This is a genomic window from Janthinobacterium pasteuri (genome assembly GCF_051380775.1).
GTDB lineage: Bacteria > Pseudomonadota > Gammaproteobacteria > Burkholderiales > Burkholderiaceae_D > Janthinobacterium.
This window is the reverse complement of sequence record NZ_JBNYXS010000001.1, coordinates 472,185-494,610: the sequence shown is the minus strand read 5'-3', so window position 1 is coordinate 494,610 and position 22,426 is coordinate 472,185. Positions and strand designations below refer to the sequence as shown.

24 protein-coding genes are annotated in these 22,426 nt (G+C 62.5%); 13 read left to right on the top strand and 11 right to left on the bottom strand.

Annotated features, from left to right (window positions below; translation table 11 throughout):
• The first annotated feature begins 9 nt into the window (after positions 1-9).
• The 5 genes from hutG to ACQ4WN_RS02215 all read left to right on the top strand — a co-directional run bounded on the left by hutG (position 10) and on the right by ACQ4WN_RS02215 (position 5,497).
• Positions 10-798, top strand: a complete 789-nt coding sequence (hutG, locus tag ACQ4WN_RS02235; RefSeq protein ID WP_436550063.1) for an N-formylglutamate deformylase — start codon at positions 10-12, stop codon at positions 796-798.
• Positions 783-2,171 (top strand): formimidoylglutamate deiminase, encoded by a 1,389-nt coding sequence (locus ACQ4WN_RS02230; protein ID WP_436550062.1) that lies wholly within the window; start codon positions 783-785, stop codon positions 2,169-2,171. The genes hutG and ACQ4WN_RS02230 overlap by 16 nt, the downstream gene beginning before the upstream one ends.
• Positions 2,171-2,746 (top strand): HutD/Ves family protein, encoded by a 576-nt coding sequence (locus ACQ4WN_RS02225; protein ID WP_436550061.1) that lies wholly within the window; start codon positions 2,171-2,173, stop codon positions 2,744-2,746. Before ACQ4WN_RS02230 ends, ACQ4WN_RS02225 begins: the two co-directional genes overlap by 1 nt.
• 13 nt (positions 2,747-2,759) lie before the next feature.
• A complete protein-coding gene (gene hutI / locus ACQ4WN_RS02220; RefSeq protein ID WP_436550060.1) occupies positions 2,760-3,986 on the top strand; it encodes an imidazolonepropionase in 1,227 nt (408 codons plus the stop codon).
• A gap of 68 nt (positions 3,987-4,054) precedes the next feature.
• A complete protein-coding gene (locus tag ACQ4WN_RS02215; protein WP_436550097.1) occupies positions 4,055-5,497 on the top strand; it encodes a glycine betaine ABC transporter substrate-binding protein in 1,443 nt (480 codons plus the stop codon).
• Between the two features lie 11 nt (positions 5,498-5,508).
• Here the strand turns inward: ACQ4WN_RS02215 and ACQ4WN_RS02210 are convergent, their stop codons facing one another.
• Positions 5,509-5,688: a hypothetical protein gene (locus ACQ4WN_RS02210; RefSeq protein WP_034746290.1), complete on the bottom strand. Its 180-nt coding sequence runs from the start codon at positions 5,686-5,688 to the stop codon at positions 5,509-5,511.
• Positions 5,689-5,920: 232 nt separating this feature from the next.
• On the opposite strand from ACQ4WN_RS02210, the gene ACQ4WN_RS02205 reads away from it, so the two are divergent.
• A complete protein-coding gene (locus tag ACQ4WN_RS02205) occupies positions 5,921-6,058 on the top strand; it encodes a hypothetical protein (RefSeq protein WP_436550059.1) in 138 nt (45 codons plus the stop codon).
• Between the two features lie 197 nt (positions 6,059-6,255).
• On the opposite strand, the gene ACQ4WN_RS02200 is transcribed toward ACQ4WN_RS02205, so the two are convergent.
• The 4 genes from ACQ4WN_RS02200 to ACQ4WN_RS02185 all read right to left on the bottom strand — a co-directional run bounded on the left by ACQ4WN_RS02200 (position 6,256) and on the right by ACQ4WN_RS02185 (position 9,064).
• Positions 6,256-6,777, bottom strand: a complete 522-nt coding sequence (locus ACQ4WN_RS02200; protein WP_436550058.1) for a GNAT family N-acetyltransferase — start codon at positions 6,775-6,777, stop codon at positions 6,256-6,258.
• Entirely contained in the window at positions 6,774-7,718 is a 945-nt protein-coding gene (locus ACQ4WN_RS02195; protein WP_436550057.1) for a DMT family transporter, read from the bottom strand. Before ACQ4WN_RS02195 ends, ACQ4WN_RS02200 begins: the two co-directional genes overlap by 4 nt.
• 325 nt (positions 7,719-8,043) lie before the next feature.
• Entirely contained in the window at positions 8,044-8,493 is a 450-nt protein-coding gene (locus tag ACQ4WN_RS02190) for an outer membrane lipoprotein (RefSeq protein ID WP_034746298.1), read from the bottom strand.
• Positions 8,494-8,635: 142 nt separating this feature from the next.
• The gene (locus tag ACQ4WN_RS02185) at positions 8,636-9,064 is read right to left on the bottom strand and encodes an Mpo1 family 2-hydroxy fatty acid dioxygenase (protein ID WP_436550056.1); all 429 of its coding nucleotides are present in this window, start codon (positions 9,062-9,064) and stop codon (positions 8,636-8,638) included.
• A 91-nt stretch (positions 9,065-9,155) separates the two neighbouring features.
• On the opposite strand from ACQ4WN_RS02185, the gene ACQ4WN_RS02180 reads away from it, so the two are divergent.
• Entirely contained in the window at positions 9,156-9,698 is a 543-nt protein-coding gene (locus ACQ4WN_RS02180) for a DNA-deoxyinosine glycosylase (RefSeq protein WP_436550055.1), read from the top strand.
• 14 nt (positions 9,699-9,712) lie between these two features.
• On the opposite strand, the gene ACQ4WN_RS02175 is transcribed toward ACQ4WN_RS02180, so the two are convergent.
• Positions 9,713-10,921 (bottom strand): hypothetical protein, encoded by a 1,209-nt coding sequence (locus ACQ4WN_RS02175; RefSeq protein ID WP_436550054.1) that lies wholly within the window; start codon positions 10,919-10,921, stop codon positions 9,713-9,715.
• Positions 10,922-11,026: 105 nt separating this feature from the next.
• Complete coding sequence (locus ACQ4WN_RS02170; RefSeq protein ID WP_436550096.1) at positions 11,027-11,893, bottom strand: HDOD domain-containing protein; 867 nt, start codon at positions 11,891-11,893, stop codon at positions 11,027-11,029.
• Between the two features lie 276 nt (positions 11,894-12,169).
• Between ACQ4WN_RS02170 and ACQ4WN_RS02165 the strand changes: the two genes are divergently transcribed.
• Positions 12,170-12,748, top strand: a complete 579-nt coding sequence (locus ACQ4WN_RS02165) for a DNA-3-methyladenine glycosylase (RefSeq protein ID WP_436550053.1) — start codon at positions 12,170-12,172, stop codon at positions 12,746-12,748.
• Here the strand turns inward: ACQ4WN_RS02165 and ACQ4WN_RS02160 are convergent.
• Entirely contained in the window at positions 12,745-14,454 is a 1,710-nt protein-coding gene (locus ACQ4WN_RS02160) for a methyl-accepting chemotaxis protein (protein ID WP_436550052.1), read from the bottom strand. The two genes, ACQ4WN_RS02165 and ACQ4WN_RS02160, sit on opposite strands and share 4 nt — an antisense overlap.
• A gap of 80 nt (positions 14,455-14,534) precedes the next feature.
• Positions 14,535-14,993, bottom strand: coding sequence for a cache domain-containing protein (locus ACQ4WN_RS02155; RefSeq protein ID WP_071075415.1), 459 nt, complete (start codon positions 14,991-14,993; stop codon positions 14,535-14,537).
• A gap of 284 nt (positions 14,994-15,277) precedes the next feature.
• On the opposite strand from ACQ4WN_RS02155, the gene ACQ4WN_RS02150 reads away from it, so the two are divergent.
• From ACQ4WN_RS02150 to ACQ4WN_RS02130, 5 genes are all read left to right on the top strand, one after another.
• Positions 15,278-16,642 carry a KamA family radical SAM protein gene (locus ACQ4WN_RS02150; RefSeq protein WP_436550051.1) on the top strand — a complete coding sequence of 455 codons (1,365 nt, stop codon included), beginning with the start codon at positions 15,278-15,280 and terminating at the stop codon, positions 16,640-16,642.
• A gap of 2 nt (positions 16,643-16,644) precedes the next feature.
• The gene (locus tag ACQ4WN_RS02145; protein WP_436550050.1) at positions 16,645-17,991 is read left to right on the top strand and encodes an MFS transporter; all 1,347 of its coding nucleotides are present in this window, start codon (positions 16,645-16,647) and stop codon (positions 17,989-17,991) included.
• Positions 17,936-18,784: a fumarylacetoacetate hydrolase family protein gene (locus tag ACQ4WN_RS02140; RefSeq protein ID WP_096237933.1), complete on the top strand. Its 849-nt coding sequence runs from the start codon at positions 17,936-17,938 to the stop codon at positions 18,782-18,784. Before ACQ4WN_RS02145 ends, ACQ4WN_RS02140 begins: the two co-directional genes overlap by 56 nt.
• The gene (locus ACQ4WN_RS02135; RefSeq protein WP_436550049.1) at positions 18,784-19,350 is read left to right on the top strand and encodes a carboxymuconolactone decarboxylase family protein; all 567 of its coding nucleotides are present in this window, start codon (positions 18,784-18,786) and stop codon (positions 19,348-19,350) included. Before ACQ4WN_RS02140 ends, ACQ4WN_RS02135 begins: the two co-directional genes overlap by 1 nt.
• 95 nt (positions 19,351-19,445) lie before the next feature.
• A complete protein-coding gene (locus ACQ4WN_RS02130) occupies positions 19,446-21,008 on the top strand; it encodes a S1C family serine protease (protein WP_436550048.1) in 1,563 nt (520 codons plus the stop codon).
• A 54-nt stretch (positions 21,009-21,062) separates the two neighbouring features.
• Here ACQ4WN_RS02130 and ACQ4WN_RS02125 read toward each other — a convergent pair whose 3' ends face one another.
• Positions 21,063-21,731, bottom strand: coding sequence for an alpha/beta hydrolase (locus tag ACQ4WN_RS02125; RefSeq protein ID WP_436550047.1), 669 nt, complete (start codon positions 21,729-21,731; stop codon positions 21,063-21,065).
• Entirely contained in the window at positions 21,728-22,360 is a 633-nt protein-coding gene (gene mog, locus ACQ4WN_RS02120; protein ID WP_436550046.1) for a molybdopterin adenylyltransferase, read from the bottom strand. Before mog ends, ACQ4WN_RS02125 begins: the two co-directional genes overlap by 4 nt.
• Positions 22,361-22,426: the final 66 nt, after the last annotated feature.

Genomic DNA, 22,426 nt, shown 5'->3' with positions numbered 1-22,426 from the left:
GAGACAAGCATGGATTTCCGCTTCAACGAAGGCAGCATCCCGCTGCTGGTGTCGATGCCCCACGTGGGCACCGACATACCCGATGATATCGCCGCGCGCATGACGCCGCAGGCCTTGATCAAGGCCGATACGGACTGGCATTTGCGCGAGCTGTATGGTTTTTTGCAGGAGATGGATGCGTCCGTGCTGTCGGCGCGCTGGTCGCGCTACACCATCGACTTGAACCGCCCGCAGGAAGACACGAATCTGTATCCGGGCCAGGATACGACGGGCTTGCTGCCCAACGATACCTTCCACCGCGAGCCGCTGTACCTGGCCGGCAAGGAACCCGACGCGGCCGACGTACAGCGCCGGTTGCAGTGCTACTGGGCGCCATACCACCGGCAGCTGCGCGAGGAACTGGACCGCCTGCTGCGCGTGCACGGCGCGGTGGTGCTGTTGGATGCCCATTCCATCGCCTCGCACGTGCCGCGCTTCTTTGATGGCAAGCTGCCCGACCTGAACTTCGGCACGGCCGATGGCGCCAGCTGCGATAGTGGCCTGACCTCCGCCGTGGTCGATATCGCGCGCGCGCAGGAGCAATTTACGGTCGCCCTGAATGGCCGCTTCAAGGGCGGTCACATCACGCGCCAGTACGGCCAGCCGGCCAGCCGCGTGCATGCGATCCAGCTGGAGATGTGCCAGTGCCTGTACATGGAGGAAGCGATGCCGTTCGGCTACCGGGCCGACCTGGCCGCACAGGTGCAGCCGCTGCTGCGCCAGATGATGGAAGCGGCCGTGGCATGGGTGGCGCGTTGAGCGGCTGTTTGTTCGCGCGCCATGCGCTGCTGCCGCAGGGCTGGCGCCGCGACGTGCTGCTGGAGTGGGATGCGGCCGGCGATTTGACGGTGGTGACGGAAAATACCGCATCGTCTGCCGGCGTCGAAGTGGCCGAATATGTCTTGCCCGGCATGGTCAACCTGCATTCGCATGCCTTCCAGCGCGCGCTGGGCGGTATGACGGAAGTCGCCGGCGAGGGAAGCGGCGATATGCCGGACAGCTTCTGGACCTGGCGCGAACTGATGTACCGCTTCGCGCGCCACATCACGCCAGAGCAGATGCAAACCATCGCCGCTCAGCTGTTTGCCGAATGCCTGCGCCATGGCTACACGGCCGTGTGCGAATTTCACTATCTGCAGCGCGATGCGGCTGGCGCGCTGTATGCGCGCCCCGCCGAGACGGCTGAACGGGTGCTGGCCGCGGCGCGCATCAGCGGCATCGGCATGACGATGTTGCCTGTGCTGTACAGCCATGCGGGCTTCGGCGAACAGCCATTGAAAGCCGAGCAGGCGCGCTTCCGCACCGACGCGGATGATGTCTTGCGCATCATCGAGGCGCTGGCGCCGGTGCGCGGCGGACAGGTGGAAGTGGGCTTTGCGCCCCACTCGCTGCGCGCGGCCGGCGTGGCGCAGATCCGCGCAGTGGCGCAAGCGCTGCCAGCTGGCCGCCCCATTCACATTCACATCGCCGAGCAGCAGGGCGAAGTGCACCAGTGCCTCGATGTCAGCGGCCGGCGTCCGGTGCAGTATCTGTACGATCAGGTCGATGTCGACGCGCGCTGGTGCCTCGTGCATGCCACGCATGTGCAGCCCGATGAAGTGGCGCTGATGGCTGCCAGCGGCGCCGTGGCGGGCCTGTGCCCGACGACCGAAGCAAATTTGGGCGATGGCCTGTTCCCGCTGGCCGAATTCATTGCCGCCGGCGGGCGCTTCGGCGTCGGCAGCGACAGCCATGTATCGCAGTCGCCCGTCGAAGAGTTACGCTGGCTCGAATACGGCCAGCGCTTGCAGCGCCAGCAGCGCAATGTCGCCGCCACCCCCGATGAACGCCATGTGGGCGACTACCTGTGGCAGGCGTCCTTGCGCGGCGGCGCCCAGGCGTCCGGGCGCAAGCTGGGCGCGCTGGCGCAGGGCAACCGCGCGGACTTGCTGGTGCTCGACGAGACGCATGTGAACCTGTGCGGCGTGGCCATCGGGGATGTGCTGGGCAGTTTTCTTTTCTGCGGCAACGATAACCTGGTGCGCGACGTGTTGTGTGGCGGCCAGTGGCAGGTGCGCGGTGGGCGCCATCTGGCGCAGGACGCCATCGCCACCGCCTACAAGCGCACCCTTGCGCAACTGAGGGCGCTCTGATGGCGACCTTCATCCCGCATGAATACCTGCGCGCTGTGGCATGGAAAAATGGCGGCGGCAGCACGACGGAAATCGCCATTGCTCCCCTGGGCGCAGGCTTCGACGACTTCGACTGGCGTATCAGCCTGGCGAAAATCACGGCCAGCGGGCCGTTTTCCAGCTTCCCCGGCATCGACCGTAGCCTGATGCTGGTCGATGGCGACAGCGTGCAGCTGACGCTCGATGGCACGCGCAAGGTGACCTTGAGCGCGGCGCAACCGATGCTGTGGTTTCCCGGCGAGGCGGCCGTGTCCGCGCAAGTCAAGGGGATCACGACGGATTTCAATGTGATGACGCGGCGCGACCGCTGCCGCCACCAGCTGGAAAAAATCACGGCACCGGGCAAGCTGGTGCGGCGCAGCGCGGCGACCCTGCTATTTGTCGCCGGCGATGGTGCTGTGCTGGCGCGCGGTGGCGAACGGCAGTTCGCGCTGGCCCGCTATGACGCCCTGCTGCTGGACGCCGACGATGCGCAGGAATGGCGGCTCGACGCCTTGCAGCGCACGGCCGTGTTCCGCGTCGACCTGTTCATCTAGGAAGGAAAACACCATGCAAGACTGGGACCTGGTCATCCACAACGTCCACCTGGCCACCATGGAGCACGGCTATGGCGAGCTGCTGGACGCGGCCATCGCCGTCAAGGATGGCCGCATCGCCTGGTTCGGCCCCGGTGACGAGCTGCCGGCCAGCGGCGCAGTCCTGCTCGACGGGCAGGGCTGCTGGCTGACGCCGGGCCTGATCGACTGCCATACGCACATCGTCCACGCGGGCAACCGCAGCGACGAATTCGAGGCGCGCCTGAATGGCGCCAGCTATGAAGACATCAGCCGCGCCGGCGGGGGCATCATGTCCACCGTGCGCGCCACGCGCGCGGCCAGCGACGACGAGTTGCTGCGCCAAAGCCTGCCCCGCGTGCTGGCGCTGCTGGCCGAGGGCGTGACCACCTTGGAGATCAAGTCCGGCTACGGCCTGGCTGCGGATAGCGAGGCGAAGATGCTGCGCGTGGCGCGCACGATCGCAGAAAAGCTGCCGGTGTCCGTGCGCACCACCTTCCTCGGCGCGCATGCACTGCCTCCCGAATATACGGGCCAGCCCGATGCGTATATCGACCTGCTGTGCGCGCAGATGCTGCCCAGGCTGGCCAGCGATGGCCTGGTCGACGCCGTCGATGCGTTTTGCGAGCGCATCGGCTTTACGCCGGCGCATACGCAGCGCGTGTTCGAGGCGGCGCGAGGCCTGGGCTTGCCCGTCAAATTGCATGCGGAGCAGCTGTCTGATTTAGGCGGCGCGGCCCTGGTCGCCCGCTACGCTGGCCTGTCGGCCGACCACCTGGAATTTTTGTCGGCAGACGGCATCGCCGCCATGGCGGAACATGGCACGGTGGCCGTGCTGCTGCCGGGCGCGTACTACTTTCTGCGCGAGACGCAGCCGCCACCGGTGGCGGCGCTGCGCGCGGCCGGCGTGCCGATGGCCGTGTCCACCGATTGCAATCCTGGCACGTCGCCCATGACGTCATTGCTGCTGGCGATGAACATGGCTTGCACCCTGTGGCGGCTGACGCCGCAGGAGGCGCTGGCCGGCTGCACGTGCCATGCGGCGCGCGCGCTGGGCCTGCAGCATGAAACGGGCAGCCTGGTAGTGGGCAAGCGCGCCGATTTCGCCCTGTGGCGCATCGCGCGTCCGGCCGACCTGGCGTATGCGCTGGGCCTGAATCCATGCGTGGGCGTGGTGCATGGCGGTGTCTGGCGCGCGCCGGTGTTAAGCTTGCCGGATTGATCACCATCCTGGAGCGCCGCGTGCGTGTTGTTTACCTGTTGTTGTTGCTGTTCTTCGCCGCCGCGCCCATGTCCTCCCTTGCCATGGATAGCGGCACCTTGAAGGTGGGCTCGAAGCGTTTCACGGAATCCTACATCCTCGGCGAAATCGTCAAACAGAGCGCCGCGCCGCACGTCAAGACGGAGCACCGTCAGGGACTTGGCAATACGGCCATCGTGCTCGCCGCGCTGCACGCGGGCAGCATCGATGTGTATGCCGAATACACGGGCACCATCGCCAGCGAAATCCTCAAGCACGACAAACCGATTGATCTGGACCAGATGCGGCGCGAGCTGGCGGCGCTGGGGCTGGGCGTGGGCGTGCCTTTGGGCTTTAACAATACCTATGCGCTGGCCGTGCGCGGTGATGAACAGGCCATCGCCAGCCTGGAGCAGCTGGCCCAGCATCCCGCCTTGAAATTCGGCTTGTCGCATGAATTCATTGGCCGGGTCGATGGCTGGCCGGGCCTGGCCGCGCGCTATACTTTGCCGCAGCGCCCGCGCGGGCTCGATCACGGCATCGCCTATGAAGCGCTGGCACAGCGCCAGGTGGACGTGATCGACATTTATTCGACGGACGCGAAGATCCGCCAGTACGGCTTGCGCGTGCTGGCCGACACGCAGCAGTATTTTCCCCGCTACGACGCCATGTTGCTGTACCGGCTCGATGTGCCACAGCGTTTTCCCGCCGCCTGGCAAGCGTTGCAAGGGCTGCAGGGGCGCATCAGCGAGGGCGACATGATCGCCATGAATGCGGCCGTGGAAATCGATGGCAAGAGCTTTGCCAGCGTGGCGCGGCAGTGGCTGGCCTCGGGGACGCAGGTGAACAAACCGGCGGCGCGCAGCACTCTGCTGGATAAAATCATCGGCGACGATTTGTGGACCCTGACGCGCCAGCACCTGACCCTGGTGCTGCTGTCGGTCGCCCTGGCGTGCCTGATCGGCATTCCGCTGGGCGTCCTGGCGGCGTTTTCGGCGCCGCTGCGGCAAACGGTGCTGGCCTGCGTCGGCGTGCTGCAGACGGTGCCCTCCTTGGCCTTGCTGGCGATCTTGATCCCCGTGCTGGGCATGATCGGATTGGCGCCGGCGCTGGTGGCCTTATTCGTGTACGCCTTGCTGCCCATCGTGCGCAATACCTGCACCGGCATCTTGCAGGTGCCGCAAGGCTTGCGCATGGCGGCGCTGGCGCTGGGCTTGAGCCGGCGCGACCGCCTGCTGCACGTGGACTTGCCGCTGGCCTTGCCCGTGATGCTGGCAGGCGTGAAAACGGCGGCCGTGATGAGCGTGGGCACGGCCACCATCGCCGCCTTCATCGGCGCGGGTGGCTACGGGGAACGCATCACCATCGGCCTGGCGTTGAACGACAACGACATGCTGCTGGCCGGTGCGATCCCCGCAGCCGTGCTGGCCCTGCTGACGCAAGGCTTGTTCGAGCTGGTGGAGCGCTGGGCCGTGGCCGGCCGGCAGCACTGACGGCATCACGGCTACAGCGAGTGCAGTTTCGAGCGCACCGAGACGACGGCCTGGTGCAGGATGCGTTCAGCCTGGAAGTCGTTTTCGCGCTGTTCGGCGATGGCTTGCAAGTCGCGCGTGTAGCGCTCCAGGCGGGAGCGCAGGTAGGCGCGGTAGATTTTCATGACGAGCGGTTTGGCAGAGACATTCATGATGTGGCTCCCATAGGCGTAACGATTCGGTCATTGATTCGTTCATTGTGTGTGAGCGCATTGCCGCCATTTTGCATCGTATCAAACGCCCGCGCGCCGTCACTTTGACGCGTTTGATATTGCGCAATGCCCCACCAGCAGAAGATGCCACACTGAATCTTCCCTGCCTGACCATCATCGGCCGCAGGCTCTGTTTTCCCTGATACCTTCAAAAAAATTCAAGGAGCGTCGCATGGTCATTTTTGCCGTGGTTGCTGGCTGCACCGCCTGCTTCACAGTGTACCAAATCTATAAAAATGCGCAGGGTGACATTGGGGTTACGCAACAACAAATCGGTTTGCACGGCACATTGATTGAACCACGGAAATAAACTGTGGTGAAGGATGGACAGTTAGCTGACAGATTTAAGGAAAATGTAAGGCCCGGTAAGCAAATGTAAAGGTTGGCGCGGTGACCAGTCGTAGCGTTTATATTGATAACCGTTGATTGCATTCTCCCCCTCCCACTTGACAATGGGTTCACCCCGCGGTGCCGCTAGCCTGCGGGGATTTTTTTTGGAACTTACGCTTACAGTTCCAACGCGATGGTTTTTGGCGTGCCCGCCGACAATTGCGTCAAGGCATCGCCAGCGACCCGGCAGATGCGCCAGTCCGGCATCACGTCCGCGCCCATGCCCTTGTAGAAGTTGATCGCGTTTTCATTCCAGTCCAGCACCGACCATTCGAAGCGGCCGCAATCGCGTTCGACAGCCAGTTGCGCCAGCGCCACCAGCATCTGCTTGCCATAGCCCTTGCCGCGCACCGATTGCTTCACATACAGGTCTTCCAGGTACAGCCCCTTGCGGCACAGGAAGGTGGAAAAATTATGGAAGAACAGGGCGAACGTCACCACTTCGCCATCTTCCTCTCCGACCAGCGCTTCGCACGCGCGATGGGTGCCGAACAGGCTGTCGTGCAGCATGGATTCCTTGGCGATCATCATGTGTTCGAGTTTTTCAAACACGGCCAGTTCATGGATCATGCCAAAGATGGCTGCCACGTCGGTTTTCTGGGCGGGACGGATGGCGAGAGTGGCGGTGGAAGTGTTCATGTTGCCTTTGCTGATGGAGTGGTGGAAAGGGTAGCAATGGTACTCGTCTTGCGCGCGCCCGAGGTCAGGGCCCAGGCTACGCTGGACAGGCATAGCAGCATGCCCACCCATTCGATGGCGGCAGGCCGGTAATGTTCGAACTGCACCGACAGCAGCACGGAGATGACGGGCGTGACGACGCCGATATACACGGTCTTTTGCGTGCCGATGCGCGCGATTAAAGTGAAATACGCGCTGAAGGCGATCACCGAGCCGAAGATGGCCAGATATACCAATCCCATCCAGTAACTGGGGCGCGTGGGCAACTGCCAGGACTGGCCCGTGGCGATGGCGCAGGCGGCTACCATGAGCGTACCCCACAGCATGGTCCAGGCCATGGTCAGCATCACGTTGCCGGAGTGTTCGCGCACTTTCATGACGAGGGCATTGCCCACCGTACTCGATACGGTGGCCACCAGGGCCAGCATGAAACCGAGCAGGAAATGCCCGTTGCCGCCGCCGAGGATGTCTTGCAGTGCCGCGCCGATGGACTGGTAAAACAGCAACACGATGCCGCAGATGGCGACAAATGCCGCGCAGCATGTGCTCCAGGTAATCGGCGTGCCGAAGGCGATGCGGTTGAGCAATGGCGTCCAGAACACCATCAGCGCAAACAGCACGCTGACGAGAGCGGAGACCAGGTATTGCTCCGAGCTGTAGGTGCAGACATAGCTGAGGGCGAACGAGGCCAGGCCTTGCAGCAGCATCCATTTTTGCGCGCGCCAGGGCAGGCGCAAGGTGTCGCCGCGCAAGGCGCACCAGGCAAACAGGGTAGCGGAAGCCAGGCCGAAGCGGTAGACCACGGAAACGGCGGGGGCGACATCGCCCAGCTGCAAAGTGATGGCCCAGAAGGTGGAGCCCCAGATCAGGCAGGCAATGATGAACAGGAGAGGAGAGGACATCGCGCAAGTATACGGGCATAGCGCGTCCCGGTCGAGCTTGGCAAATGGAAGGTGAAATGTGCGGCAAGATCCCCTCAGGCATTGAGCCAGAGCAGTGCTTCTGGAAAATGTTAAATTTATGAAAATATTTACATTATTATTAAGTAAATATTTTCTGAATTGCATCCTTGAAGGAGAAGCGCTATGCCAGCTTCACTGCAGATCAAAGTCTGGAGCGTGCTTGTCTATGTCATCGTGGCAACAGTGGTTGCCATCTGGCTGCACCCCTCGGCGTCCTTCATGGCTGCCGGCGCCTTCGGCTAATGCCTGGGCGCCAGCCTGCCGATCAATGCGTGACGCGGGTCTTGCGGCCATCCGACAGCAGGCGCACGCGCTCGCCTGGACGGAACAGCTCGTCGGCGTCTTGCACGATGGCGCGCATGTCGCCATTGTCCAGGCGCACGGTGATTTCCAGGCCGGCCTTGTTTGAGGCATTCGCTTCGATGCTCTTGCCGGCCATGCCGCCGGCGACGGCGCCGAGGATGCTGGCCGCGATGGCGCCCTTGCCACCGCCGACTGTCGAGCCGGCCACGCCGCCCAGCGCCGCACCAGCCAGCACGCCCGTGCCCGTTTCACCCTTGTCGATGGTCACTTGGCGCACGGATTCAACCGTGCCCATGCGAACCGATTGTTCATTCTGCGCCTGGCGCGCATTGTAGACATTGGCCGAGTTCGGTTGTACGGCGCAGCCGGCCAGGGTGGCGAGCAATGCCACTGCAATGATTGGTGCTTTCATGTGGAACTCCCTTGGACAAAAGTTAGTTGCCGATTGCGTCGACCGGCAGTAAAGATGCTGACTGATCATAAGGACACTTACCGCAGATAACTAGTTGCGAATAGTAAAAATCTGTTACCGGCCGCGCGTAGCCACGTGCCGCTCAATACGCCAGCCGCAGGCGCCGGTACAAAAATCCCAGCACGAACAGCGGCCCCACCAGCAAGAAGCGCAAGTCGTCAAGGAACGACGGTTTCTTGCCTTCGATCTGGTGGCCGATGAACTGGCCTATCCAGGCCAGCACGAACAGCGCCAGCGACACTGGCAGGATGGTCAGCGGGGGCATGAGCAGCAGCAGGCCCAGCATGGCGGCCAGCATCGCCAGCATGCCCGCCGCAAACGGGCGCGACAGCTTGTAATAATAGTATAAGGCCAGAATACTACCGAGCAGCGCCACGCTGGGGTGCAGGCTCCACAGCAGTCCCAGCAGGCTGAAAACGATCAGGGGCACGCACACGATGTGCACCCATTCATTGACGTGGTTGCGGTGGCTTTCGCCATATTGGGCCAGCAGGGTGTCGATGGTGCGCATGGGCGGTCTCTCGTGGTGTTCTGTCTGGAAATTCTACACCGTTGCGTGGCCGGGTAAAATGGCCCTTCGCCTTCCCTTCCGGATATCTCATTTGAATAGCCCAGCTTTCTTGCCAGACCATGCCGCCGATGCGCGCAAGCGCTGCTTCGCACCCGTCGTCGACGCCGGCACGCGCTTGCTGATACTGGGCAGCTTGCCCGGCGAAAAATCGCTGGCGCACAGCCAATACTATGCGCATCCGCAAAACAAATTCTGGAGGCTACTGGGCGAGGTGCTGGGCGTGGATTTGACTAGTTTGCCCTATGAGGCGCGGTTGAGCACCTTGTTGGCGCACGGCGTGGGCCTGTGGGATGTGGTGGCGCAGGCGCAGCGCACGGGCAGCCTGGACAGCAATATCCGCGCCCGCGACGACAACGACCTGGTGGCCCTTGCCGCCAGCTTGCCTCAGCTGCACACGATCGCCTTCAACGGCGGCACGGCGGCGAAACTGGGCATCAAGGTGCTGGGCGAGCACGCGCAGCGTTATCGCATCGTCAGCTTGCCGTCGAGCAGTCCGGCGCATACGCTTGCGTATGCGCAAAAGCTGCAGGCATGGCTGTTGCTGCGCGGCCAGCAGGAGCCGGCCGCGCGTTGAGCATGTCGCCGGCTTTACGCCGGCGCGTACGGTTGCGCTTCCAGCGGCTGTCCCTTGGCGTCGAATTTCAGCGCCACGGATAATTGCGTCACGCCGATGGTGGCCAGTGCATCGCAGATGTCGTCGACTTCGTCCTGCAGGTCGGCAGCCAGGTCCAGCGGCTTGTCGGCGCTGTGCAGCATCTCGCCGCCCGCCGTGGTGACGTTGACGCGCAGCAGCATTTCGCCGTGCTCATCGGCCGGGCCGACGACCACCGAGACGTCGCCGGCGTCCACCTTGTTTTCCGCCAGCGCATGGTTGATGCCCGACATCATCTGCAGCATCGCATACTCGCTCATGCCTTGTTCCTTGCCGCCGTGGAACAGATCCTGGTAGAGGAAGCTTACTTCCAGGGCACTGCCGGCCGGCGCCAGGCAGCGTTTCACCAGGTCGCCGACTTCCGTCGTCCACTGCTGGTAGCGGGCCATGCGCGCATCGAACCAGGCATCGAGTGCCGCTTCGTCCTTCGGTTCCGCATAGAATGGGTCGTCCACGCGCTTGAGGGCAAAGCCCAGCAGGAAGCGCAGTTCGACGGCCGTGTCTTGCGGGCCGAAGGCCGTTTCGCTCCAGCCGACGATGCTGCTTTCCAGGCCTGGCGTGGCGACGATTTTCTTGTCCGTCATCGATGAGTATGCATCGCGCACCATCTCGTGCAAGTGGCTATAGGTGATGCGGTCGATTTCATCGAGGTCGTAGGCATGGCTCATCAAGACCACCTTGGCCTTGGGGCTTTCCAGTTCTGCCTGCTGGAAACTTTTCACCAGCGCTTCGAATGCATCCTGGTCCTGGAAGCTATCCGCTTCCTTCAGGCCGCCCGTGCTTTGCACCAGCAGGGGCACGACAAAGGCGTTGATTTCCATGGCCGGAGCATTCTCGCGGCGGATCACGGAAATGGAGGCCGCTTCCTCGATATGGCTGCGCAAATACTGGTAGGCGCCCACGTCTTCATACTTGGCGCGCTCGATGGCGTCGTACAGAATTTCATCCTTCTTTTGATTCAAGGCCTTGCGGATCAGGCGGCCGAACTCGACGGCTTGCTCGGCCAGCACCGTGCCCTGCGATTCGCTGTCTTCCTGCTCCGCCAGGTTCAGGGCCATCGTGCACAGCATGCGCGTGACGGACTCATCCTTGTCTTCAGGCGTGTTGGCGGATTTACGGGGGACAGGGCGCTTATTTTTGGGCATGGCGATCAACAGGTTAAGAATACAGGTCAGGCAAACGGAAACAGGCGCCAAGGCTTTGCCAGGCGCCGGGACAGATGATACAGGCGGACGCGGCCGCCTGATACATCAATGGTCGGTATCGAACATCTCGTGCAACTCGTCGAGCAGGTCGGCGGCCTCTTCCTGCGACAGGCCAAGATGCTGGCAGGCAAGTTCGCCGCCCTTGTCCCACTCCAGCGAGGTACTGTTGCCATGGTAGCGCTGAATGCCCTTTTCGGCCAGCAGCGACAGGGCGACGAGCGAACGGATGGCGTCGTCCGTGGACGGGTCGGCCAGCACCGTATAGTCGTGGTGGTGCAAGATGGCCCAGGAGACATCGGAGGACAAGCCCCAGTTGCGCGCCAGCAAGCAGCCGATGGCCGCGTGGTTGGTCTGGTGGCGCGCGTCTTCCAGGGCTGTAAAACAATTATGCGCATCGTTGGCCGCCGCCGCGTACGTCTTGACGTAGTCGGGGAAGCGGTTCATCAGCAGGGGCACGCCGATATCGCAGAACAGGCCGAAGGTGTGGGCGATGTCGGGCGGGGCGATGCGCAGCTTGCGCGAGGTAAATACCAGGGCGCGCGCGCGCTTGGCCGACACATCCCAGAAGTTGGTCAGTTCCACGCCTTCCGCTTCCAGCGCCTGGCGTGCCAGCAAGCCCGTCATCATGGCACTGCACTGGTTGATGCCGAGAAAGTTGATGCCTTGCTCGACGGACTTGGCCTTGCGCGCGGCGCCATAGAACGGTGAATTGGCCAATTTCAGCAGGGCGCCGGACATGCCGACATCGTCGGCGATGATGCGCGCGATGCGCCGCGGCGACGGGTCGTCTTCGGCCAGTTCGCGCTGCAAGTCGACCAGCAGGCTGGGACGTGGCGGAATGCGGATGGAACGCATCAAGGCGTCAACCGGATCTTCCTGCACTACCTGCTTTTGCGCTGCCGCTCTCATCATCATTGTCTTACCCGCTGGTTATTCGGTCGTGCGCTGCGCATGGACGGCCTCATGGACGCCTTGTGCAATGCCCGATGATTATCCATGTTTATGCATGGCAATAGTTCATCTCTACAGTAGATTGTCGAAAAATTCCTGTTTTTGCCGTGATTGCCACCGATGTTGCTCATTTGGCGACGCAATCAGCCCCTGTTTTTATGGTGAAAAAAGTAAGATGTATTTGTTTTTAAGACAGCCGCCGGTGCGTGCGGGCAAGCGTGACGCTACAATTGCCGCATGAAAAAACTCCTGGCGGACATCGATTTTGCGGACGATTCTTGCAGCGTGGCGCGCCAGCTGATCGGCGTGACCGTGCTGGTGGACGGCGTGGGCGGGCGCATCGTGGAAACGGAAGCGTATGACCGGCTGGACCCGGCTTCGCATACGTATGGGGGCATGACGCCGCGCAATGCCGCCATGTTCGGCCCGCCCGCGCACGCCTATGTCTACCGCTCCTACGGCATCCACTGGTGTTTGAACTTTGTGTGCCGCGAAGCGGACCATGGCGCTGGCGTGCTGATCCGCGCCATCGAGCCGCTGGCGGGCCTGGATCGCATGCGCGAGCGGCGCGGCGTCGAGGAACTGCGGCTGCTGTGTTCGGGGCCGGGCAAGGTGTGTCAGGCGCTGGGTGTCACGCATAGGCATAACCGGCTGGCGCTCGATGCGCCGCCGTTCATGCTGCTGGCCCGCGAGGATGAAGTGACGGTGCAAGCGGGGCGGCGCATCGGTATTTCCAAGGCGATGGAAACGCCGTGGCGCTTCGTGCTGGCCGGTTCGCGCTACCTGAGCAAGCCGATGCGCGCACCAGCCAGTTAATCGCGCATCTGGCCACGCTGGCGCTGCTGCGCATCCTTGGCGCCGCGCAGGCCGGGCATGCTTCGCAGCGGGCTGTGCAGCGCGCGTCTGTCCTGGCCCGGTTTCCTGGCCGGATTCAGGAAGACTTCATCGTCTACGCTGGCGGGCGTCGTTGGCGTGGTGTGATCCAGGGTAAAGACGCTGACTGCCGCCGACAGTTTGACGGCCTGGTCCTGCAAACTGGCCGCCGCCGCTGCCGCCTGTTCCACCAGAGCCGCATTTTGCTGGGTAACGTCATCCATTTGCGTGACGGCCTGATTCACTTCCGTGATGCCGGATGCCTGCTCGGCGCTGGCCTGTTTCACGCGCTGGATGATGTCATTGACTTGCTGCACCGAGGCCACGATGGCGCCCATGCTGTCGCCCGCTTGCTGCACGGCCACGCTGCCACCATCGATGGTGGTCACGGACGTGGCGATCAGGGTCTTGATTTCCCTGGCCGCCTGCGCCGAGCGCTGCGCCAGGGTGCGCACTTCGGACGCCACCACGGCAAAGCCGCGGCCTTGTTCGCCCGCGCGCGCCGCTTCCACCGCCGCATTCAGCGCGAGGATATTGGTCTGGAAGGAAATACCATCGATCACGCCGATAATATCCACGATCTGGCGCGAATTGGCGCGTATCGTCGCCATCGTCGTCACCGCCTGCTGCATCGACTCTCCCCCTTGTACGGCCAGGGTTGACGCTTGCCCCGCCAGCTCGCAGGCCAGCTGGGCGTTGTCGGCGTTGTCATTGACGGCTTGCGTCAGCGCTTCCATGGCGCTCGACGTTTCTTCCAGCGAGCTCGCTTGCATTTCCGTGCGCGCCGACAGATTCAGATTGCCGGTGGCAATTTCGCGCGAGGCCGCGTCGATCGATTGCACGGCGCCCATGATGGTACGCAATGTCTGGTTCAGGTTGGCGATGGTCTGGTCCAGCACGCGCGACGTGGCCGCGATCTCGTCATTGCCCTGCTTGGGCGCACCGGCGATCAGCTTGCCCGCCGCCAGGTCTTGCACGGCGTCGGCAATGCCGCGGATTTCCACCAGCATGGCGCGCCGTACCAGCATGGTCATCACGATGGAGGCCATGATGGAGAGCAGGACGGTCAGCAGCAGGCTCCAGCCCAGGCTGCGAAACTCGGCGCTTGCCGTCGCATGGGCCTGGCTGCTGAGCGTCGTTTCCAGGGCCGACAACTGCGCCAGCTGCGTATTGAACTGGCCGAATTGCGTTTCCGCCCTGAGCATGGAATTGGTGGCGATCGACTGGTCCATCTGTGCCATTTCCATGGTTTCCAGCACGGCCTTGCGGTAGCCGGCCAGGGCCGTGATGGCGGCATCGACCAGGCTGCGCTCGGCGCCCGTGGCCGTCACGCGCAGCGTGGCCAGCTGGGTACCGATGGCCGCGTGGCGCGCCTTGATTTGTTGCTCTAGTGTATCGAGGCGGGCCTTGGCGAAGCTGCCATTCGTCCACGACAGCAACTGGTACATATTGCCGTGTACTTGCCTGGCCTCTCCGAGTACGTCGGCGGCCGCCTTCAAATGCGTGATGCGTACCCGTACCATGTTTTCCAGCGAGGCATTTTGCCGCACCATGCCATACCAGGCGCCGGTCGAGCTGAGTATCAGCAGCAGCAAGACCAGGGCGGGCGCCAGCAATAATTTTGGTCCGATGCGTAATGTATTGAGCATGCTTGACTCCTGGCTATGGCTATGGCGATGGCTGTTCCAGCCGCAGGCGGCGCACGGCGTTCGTGTGCGCCGGCCCTGCCTCATTTTTTGTAGATCCCCGCTTCCAGCACCACATCGTTGACGCGCAGGATATACGTGGTCTTAGGCTCAATCTTGCCGCTGGTGGGGTTCTTGTACTGGTAGTCGACCCAGCCCTTGCCCTGCTTTTGCGCCAGCTCGATGATTTCACGTCGATATTTTTTGCCATTCGCGTCAGGCACATCCGTCAAATCCTTGCCCACGATGGAAGGATTGATGGGGTGGGCCAGCACGATGCCCGTCTTGATGTCACGCATGTCGACATACAGCGAGCCCTGCACGAAGTCGGGGTCTTTCGCCGTGATTTTCTTCATCATTTCTTCCTTGCCATGTGCCTTCATGAAGGCGGCGCCCCGTTCGGCCATGGCGATCGCGTCTTTTTCCGTTGGTTCGACGGCGGCATTGACGCTGCCGCCGGCAAAGGCCAGGCACAGCAGGCTACCCGTGAATAAGCGTTTCATGACAGCTCCTTGTGAGAATCGAGGGATGTGTTGCCAAGCCGTAATTTACGTCGTCGAGGGTCCCATCAAATTGCGATGGAACAAACTAAGGTGTTGCTTGTAGGCAGCGAGCAACGTATCGGAATGCTTGTTGATGTGTAGCAATTTGGTTCTCGATGGCAAGAATTAGGATGGCTTTCACAGCATGCCGAGCTGGCATGGCCTGTGGGATAAAAAAGCTGGAATTGACCGATATAGGGACAATTTCATGAAAGTTATCGCTATTTATTGGCAAGGAGCCTATCGTGTCCGCACTCATTACCGAGCCGTTTTCACCCAAGTTCAAGCCATATACGCGGCAAACCATTCATCAGGCGCGGCAGTGGGAATGGCTGCCGGAAGAGCAGCGTGTAGCGGTGCAAGTGGTTTCTCACGTCTTGCCGTTTCGCACCAATGCCTATGTGCTCGACCAGTTGATCGACTGGAACAATATTCCCGACGATCCCATCTACCGCCTCGTTTTTCCCCACCGCGACATGCTGCCGCCCGAGCAGTACGCGCACTTGCGCGATCTCGTGCTGGTGCAGCAGGACAAGGCTGCCATCGACGCCTATGTGCGTGGGATTCGCCTGGGCATGAATCCCCATCCGGCCGGGCAGATGACGCATAACGTGCCGAAAGTCAACGATGCGCCCGTGCGTGGACTGCAACATAAATATGCCCAAACGGTGCTGTTTTTCCCCAGCGCGGGCCAGACGTGCCACGCGTATTGCACCTTCTGCTTCCGCTGGCCCCAGTTTGTCGGCATGGATGACATGAAATTCGATGCGCGCGAGTCGCATGAGCTGGCCGCCTACCTGAGACTGCATCCGGAAGTGACGGACGTGCTGATCACGGGCGGCGATCCGATGATCATGAACACGCGGCAACTGGCTGCTTACCTGGAGCCGCTGCTCGAACCGGGCCTGGAACATATCCAGAACATCCGCATCGGCACCAAGGCGGTGGCGTATTGGCCGCAGCGTTTTGTCTCCGACCGCGACGCGGACGATTTGCTGCGCCTGTTCGAGCGTATCGTCAAGGCGGGCAAGAACCTGGCCGTGATGGGCCATTACAGCCATGCCGTCGAGTTGCGCCAGGACATCGCCCAACAAGCCGTCAAACGCATCGTCTCGACGGGCGCCACCTTGCGCATGCAGGGGCCGCTGATCCGCCATATCAACGAAGACCCGGCAAGCTGGGCCGAGCTGTGGCAGACGGGCACGCGCCTGGGGGCGATTCCGTATTACATGTTTGTCGAGCGCGACACGGGACCGCGCGGCTATTTCGAGTTGCCGCTGGCGAAGGCGCATGAGATTTTCCAGGCCGCCTACCAGATGGTGTCGGGCCTGTCGCGCACGGTGCGCGGGCCCTCGATGAGCGCCTTTCCCGGCAAGATCGTCATCGATGGCATCGTCAGCATCCATGGCGAAAAACTGTTTGCCCTGCAATTTTTGCAGGCGCGCAATCCGGACTGGGTGCGCCGGCCGTTCTATGCCAAGTTCGATGCGGAAGCGACGTGGATGGACGATTTGAAGCCGGCCTTTGGCCACGAGAAGTTTTTCTTTGAAACGGATGAGCCTATGCCGGACGCGCCGCATAAAATCATCCGCCTGGCACAGGCCGCCTGAGCATGTACACCGCCGGTGCGCCTGCCCGCTGCGGCGTGGACGTGTTTTGCCGGGTGTTCCTGCCGTTTGCGCTCGGCCATTACCTGTCGTGCCTGCTGCGCGGCGTGAATGCTGTGCTGACGGCAGAATTGCTGGGCGCCATCTCCCTGACACCAGCCCAGCTGGGCCTGCTGACCAGCGCCTTTTTTTTCGCCTTTGCGCTGGTGCAATTGCCGGTTGGCATGGCGCTCGACCGCTACGGTCCCCGCACGGTGCAACTGTGGCTGCTGGCGCTGGCGGCCCTGGGCGTGTGGCAGTTCGGCCGGGGCCACAGTTTTGCCGAACTGATGTGGGCGCGCGCCTTGATGGGGGCGGGCCTGGGCGGCTGCTTCATGGCCGCCGTGAAAGCGATCTCGTGGGCCACTGCGCCATCTCGCCTGCCTTCCGTGCACGGCTATCTGATCGCCGTGGGCGGCCTGGGCGCGGCCACGGCCACCATGCCCGTCAAGCTGGCCCTGCATTACACGGACTGGCGCGGCGTCTTCCTGGGCCTGGCGCTGGCGGCGCTGGCCATCGGCGTGCTGATCCGCCTGCTGTCGCCGGCCCTGCCTGCGCCCGCTGCTGCGCACACGGTGAGCAGGGTCAGTGTCTGGAGTGTGTACCGCGACGTGGCCTTTCGCCGCACCATCGCGCTGATCCTGCTGCCGCACACGGTGTTCTTTGGCGTGCAGGGCTTGTGGGTGGGCCGCTGGCTGGCCGACGTGGGTGGTCTGTCCGATGACAGCGTGGCGTATTTGTTGTACCTGGGCATGGCGGCCGTCATCTTCGGTGCCATTGGCATGGGCATGCTGACGGAATGGGTCGGGCGGCGCGGTATTGCCCCCATGCAGTTGGCGGCCGTGGGCATCGCCCTGTTCATTGCCGTGCAAGTGGCGATGGCGTGCAATGTGGTGCCCAGCCTGCCCATGCTATCCGTGCTGTTTACCTTGCTGGGCACGGTGACGGGCCTCGAGTATGCGATCGTCGCGCAAAGCATGCCGGCCAGCCAGACGGGCAGGGCGTCCACTTGCCTGAATTTGCTGATTTTCACGGGCGCCTTCCTGGTGCAGGCGGGCTTTGGCCTGATCCTCGGCTGCTGGCCCCTGAACAGCTTGCAGCAGTATCCGCCGCAAGCGTATCAGGCGGCGTTTGGCGTGCTGGCGGTCTTGCAACTGCCGGGACTTGCGATGTTTTTCATCCACCGCTACAGGCGTGCCGGGCCATCCGGTAAAATGGCAGCCTGCACAGCGGCAATGATCAACTCCAAGGAAGACTATGAAACTCGTTCGTTATGGACGTCCAGGCAAGGAAAAACCGGGCCTGATCGATGAAGAAGGCAAACTGCGTGACCTGTCCGGCGTGATTGCCGATATTGACGGCGCGCAACTGTCCGACAAGGCCCTGCGCAAGCTGGCCAAGCTCGACGAAAAGACGCTGCCCCTGGTGCGCGGCAACCCACGCTTCGGCGTGCCGCTGGCGAAAGTCGGCAAGTTTATCGGCATCGGCCTCAATTACGCGGATCACGCAGCCGAATCCGGCATGCCGATTCCCGCCGAACCCATCGTCTTCATGAAGGCGATTACCTGCCTGAATGGCCCGGACGACAATGTCGTGCTGCCGAAAGGCTCGAAAAAGACGGACTGGGAAGTGGAACTGGGCGTGGTCATCGGCACGCGCGCGCAATACGTGAGCGAAGAGGATGCGCTGAAATACGTGGCCGGCTATTGCGTCGTCAACGACATTTCCGAGCGCTCGTTCCAGCTGGAGCGGGGCGGCCAGTGGGATAAAGGCAAGGGCTGCGACACCTTCGGCCCCATCGGCCCGTGGCTGGTGACGCGCGATGAAGTCATCGACGAGCAAGACCTGGACCTGTACCTGGAAGTCAACGGCAAGCGCATGCAGACGGGCAATACGCAAACCATGATCTTCACGGTGGCGCAGATCGTCAGCTACCTGTCGCAATTCATGACCCTGGAACCCGGTGACGTCATCGCCACGGGCACGCCGCCGGGCGTGGGCCAGGGCCGCAAGCCGCAGCGTTTCCTCAAAAAAGGCGATAGCATGCGCCTGGGCATCCCCGGCCTCGGTGAGCAGCAGCAGGACGTGGTCGCCTGGACTGCCTGATGGCCGGTAGCGATATCGACCGTTTGCCGCCGCTGCCGCTGGCGCAGCTCGACGCGCAGCAGCGGGCCGCCGCGCAAGCCATCATCGACGGTCCGCGCGGTGCCCTGTACGGCCCCTTCGTGCCGCTGATCCGCAGCCCGGAGCTGATGGAAACGGCGCAGCGCATGGGCGAGTATTTGCGCTACCGCAGCGCCATCGGCACGCGCCTGTCGGAGCTGGCGATTCTGGTGACGGCACGCCAGTGGGACCAGCAAGTCGAGTGGGCCATCCACGCACCGCTGGCCGTGCAGAACGGCATCGCGCAAGCGGCCGTGGACGCCATTGCCGCGCGCCGTGTGCCGCTTGCCCTGAAAGAAGACGAGCAAGCCGTGCACGACTTTTGCATCGAACTGCAGCAGAACAAGCGCGTCAGCGATGCCACGTATGCGCGCGCACTGGCGCTGTTCGGCGAGCACGGCGTGGTCGACTTGATGGGTATCAATGGCTACTATACTTTCCTGGCCATGGTCATGAACGGGGCGCAGACGGCGGTGCCCGCATTGGGCGTGCCGCCACTGCCCGCCTGATTAGAGGAGTTCTTCGGGCAAAGATGGACAAAGTGTAATGAAGTTGCAATTATTCAATATATAATTTTACTTCCCTTCCATTGCCAATTAGCTCAATGAAAACTCGTCCGTGCTTCACCCTGATGGGCCGCGCCTTCCTGGCGCTGGCCCTTTCTTTTTCCCCCTTGATGATGGTGCGTGCGCTGGCCGCCGAGACCGCCGCTAACGCTAGCCCCAGCGCTTCCGCCCTGGAAAATTCCGTCGTCAAGGTGTTTTCTACCTTGCGGGGACCGGATCCCTATAAACCCTGGAGCAAGGCCGCGCCGCAAGAGGTGACGGGTTCCGGCGTCGTCATCGAAGGCCGCCGCATCCTCACCAATGCGCACGTGGTCGGCTATGCCAGCCAGGTGCAGATCCAGGCGAATGGTGCGGGCGACAAGATACCGGCGACCGTGCTGGCCATCTCGCGCGGCATGGACCTGGCCTTGCTGAAAATCGACGACGACAGTTTTTTCGCCAGCCACAAAGCGGTGCCACGCGCCAATGTCTTGCCGGACGTGCGCGATGCCGTGCTGGCGTATGGCTATCCGACGGGCGGCACCTCGCTGTCGATCACCAAGGGCATCGTGTCGCGCATCGAATTCGTGCGCTACAACTTCCCTGTTTCCGGCTTGCGCATCCAGATCGATGCGGCCATCAACCCGGGCAATAGCGGCGGCCCCGTGATTGCCGGCGAGAAGATGATCGGCCTGGCCTTTGCCGGCATGCTCAATGCGCAAAACATCGGCTACATCATCCCCAACGAGGAAATCGAGCTGTTCCTGCGCGACCAGGAAAGTGGTGCGCCCAAGGGCAAGCCAGCCATGCGCGACGTGACGCAAACGCTGGAAAATCCCGCGCTGCGCACGTACCTGAAACTGGCCAAGGGGATCGAGGGCGCCGTCGTGATGACGCCGGCCAGCAAGGATGCCGCCTATCCGCTCAAGGAGTGGGACGTGATCACGCATATCGGCGATTTTCCTATCGACAACCAGGGCATGGTCAAGCTGAATGCCAACAGCCGCGTGCGCTTCCAGTACCGGGTGCAGCAGCTGGCGAAAGACGGCCAGTTGCCGTTGACGGTGGTGCGCCAGGGCGCGCCCCTGAAAATCAAGATACCCGTCTCGGCGGCGCACCCGATGCTGATCAGCGGCCTGCAGGGCAATTACCCATCCTATTTCATTTTCGGGCCCATGGTGTTTTCGCGCGCCAGCACGGAATTCATGGCCGCGCCAAATGGCAACCCGGCAATGTTGGGCGGCATGAGTTTTGCCGGTAATCCGCTGGTCACGCGGCGCGGCGATGCGCCCGATAGCGAGCGCGAAGAACTGGTGGTGATCGCCGCGCCGTTCTTCCCGCACAAGCTGATGAATGGCTACAGTACCCGTTTCTTCTCGGTCGTCGATTCCGTCAATGGCGTGCGCGTGCGCAGCCTGGCGCACCTGGTGGCCTTGCTGCGCGACCAGACGGATGAGCTGCTGACGTTCCGCTTCCAGCAGCGCGATGCGGAAATGGTCGTCGTGCCTCGCAAGGATATGCTGGCAGCGACGGAATCGGTGCTGACGGACAACGGCATCCGCTCGGAAGCGTCGCCCGATATGTTGAAAATATGGAATGAAAAAACGCCGGCGAGCAACTAAGCTCCCGGCGTTCCGAACAACAACAGGCGCGGCGCACACCGCGCCTGTTTTGCTTTAAGCCAATACTTTTTTTAGCCACGCGCCGATCGCGTCGATCTCTTCCTGGCACAGCGAGTGCTGCATCATGTATTCGTGCCATTCCACCTTGTAACCCATGCCGGTGAGCAAGTCGCGCGACTGCTGGGCGCGGGCGAGCGGCACCACGGGGTCGGCCGTGCCGTGCGCCATGAAGATGGGCGTCTGCAGGCTTGCTGGCGTGCGCTCAAGCGCCGTTTTGTCGGCCAGCGGCAGATAGCCGGACAGGCACATCAGGCCGGCCAGCGGTTCCGCGTGGCGCAAGCCCGTTTGCAAGGTCATGGCGCAGCCTTGCGAGAAGCCGGCCAGGATGATGCGGCTGGCAGGAATGCCGCGCGCCTTTTCGCGCGCGATCAGCGCCTCGATCTGTGCCTGCGAGGCGCGCAAGCCGCCTTCATCTTCGCGGCGCACCAGGTCATTTTCGCGGATGTCGTACCATGCGCGCATCACATAGCCGTTGTTGACGGTGACGGGCATGGTGCCGGCGCTGGGGAAAATGAAGCGGATGGCGGGGCAGCCGCGCAAATCGAGTTCCTTCACCAGCGGCACGAAGTCGTTGCCGTCGGCGCCCAGGCCATGCATCCAGATGATGGAAACGGTGGGATTCGGTGCGCTGTCGAGTTGTATGGTTTCCAGCAAGGTGCTCATGTATTTTCCTCAGGTAAAGGTTGCGCCGGACGCAGCGCCGATTTGGGACGGAAGGCCTTGCAGATGGCCGGGTCGGTTTCCATGTAGGGGCCGCCGATGAGATCGATGCAATACGGTACCGCGGCAAAGATGCCGTTGACCAGTTGCACGCCATCGGCATCTTTCAAGCCTTCCAGGGTTTCCTTGATGGCTTTCGGCTGGCCCGGCAAGTTCATGATCAGGGCGGCGCGCTCGGGCGTCTCGCGGATCACGGCCACCTGGCGCGACAGAATCGCCGTCGGCACGAATTGCAGGCTGATCTGGCGCATCTGTTCGCCGAAACCGGGCATTTCCTTGGTGCCGACGCTGAGCGTGGCGTCCGGCGTCACATCGCGCCGCGCCGGGCCCGTGCCGCCCGTCGTCAGGATCAAATGGCAGTGGCTCAGGTCGACCATGTCGATCAGGGTGTTTTCAATCTGCGAGCGCTCGTCCGGGATCAGGCGTTTTTCCAGGCGGAACGGCGTGCGGATGGCGGCGGACAGCCAGCTTTCCAGGGCCGGAATGCCCTGGTCTTCATACACGCCGCCGCTGGCGCGGTCCGAGATCGACACCAGGCCGATAATCAATTCGTCTTCGATGGTGGTGGGCATCTTGCACCTATACAGTCTGGAGTGGCGTAAAAACAATAAAACCGGGATTATCCCGGTTTTTTGTGC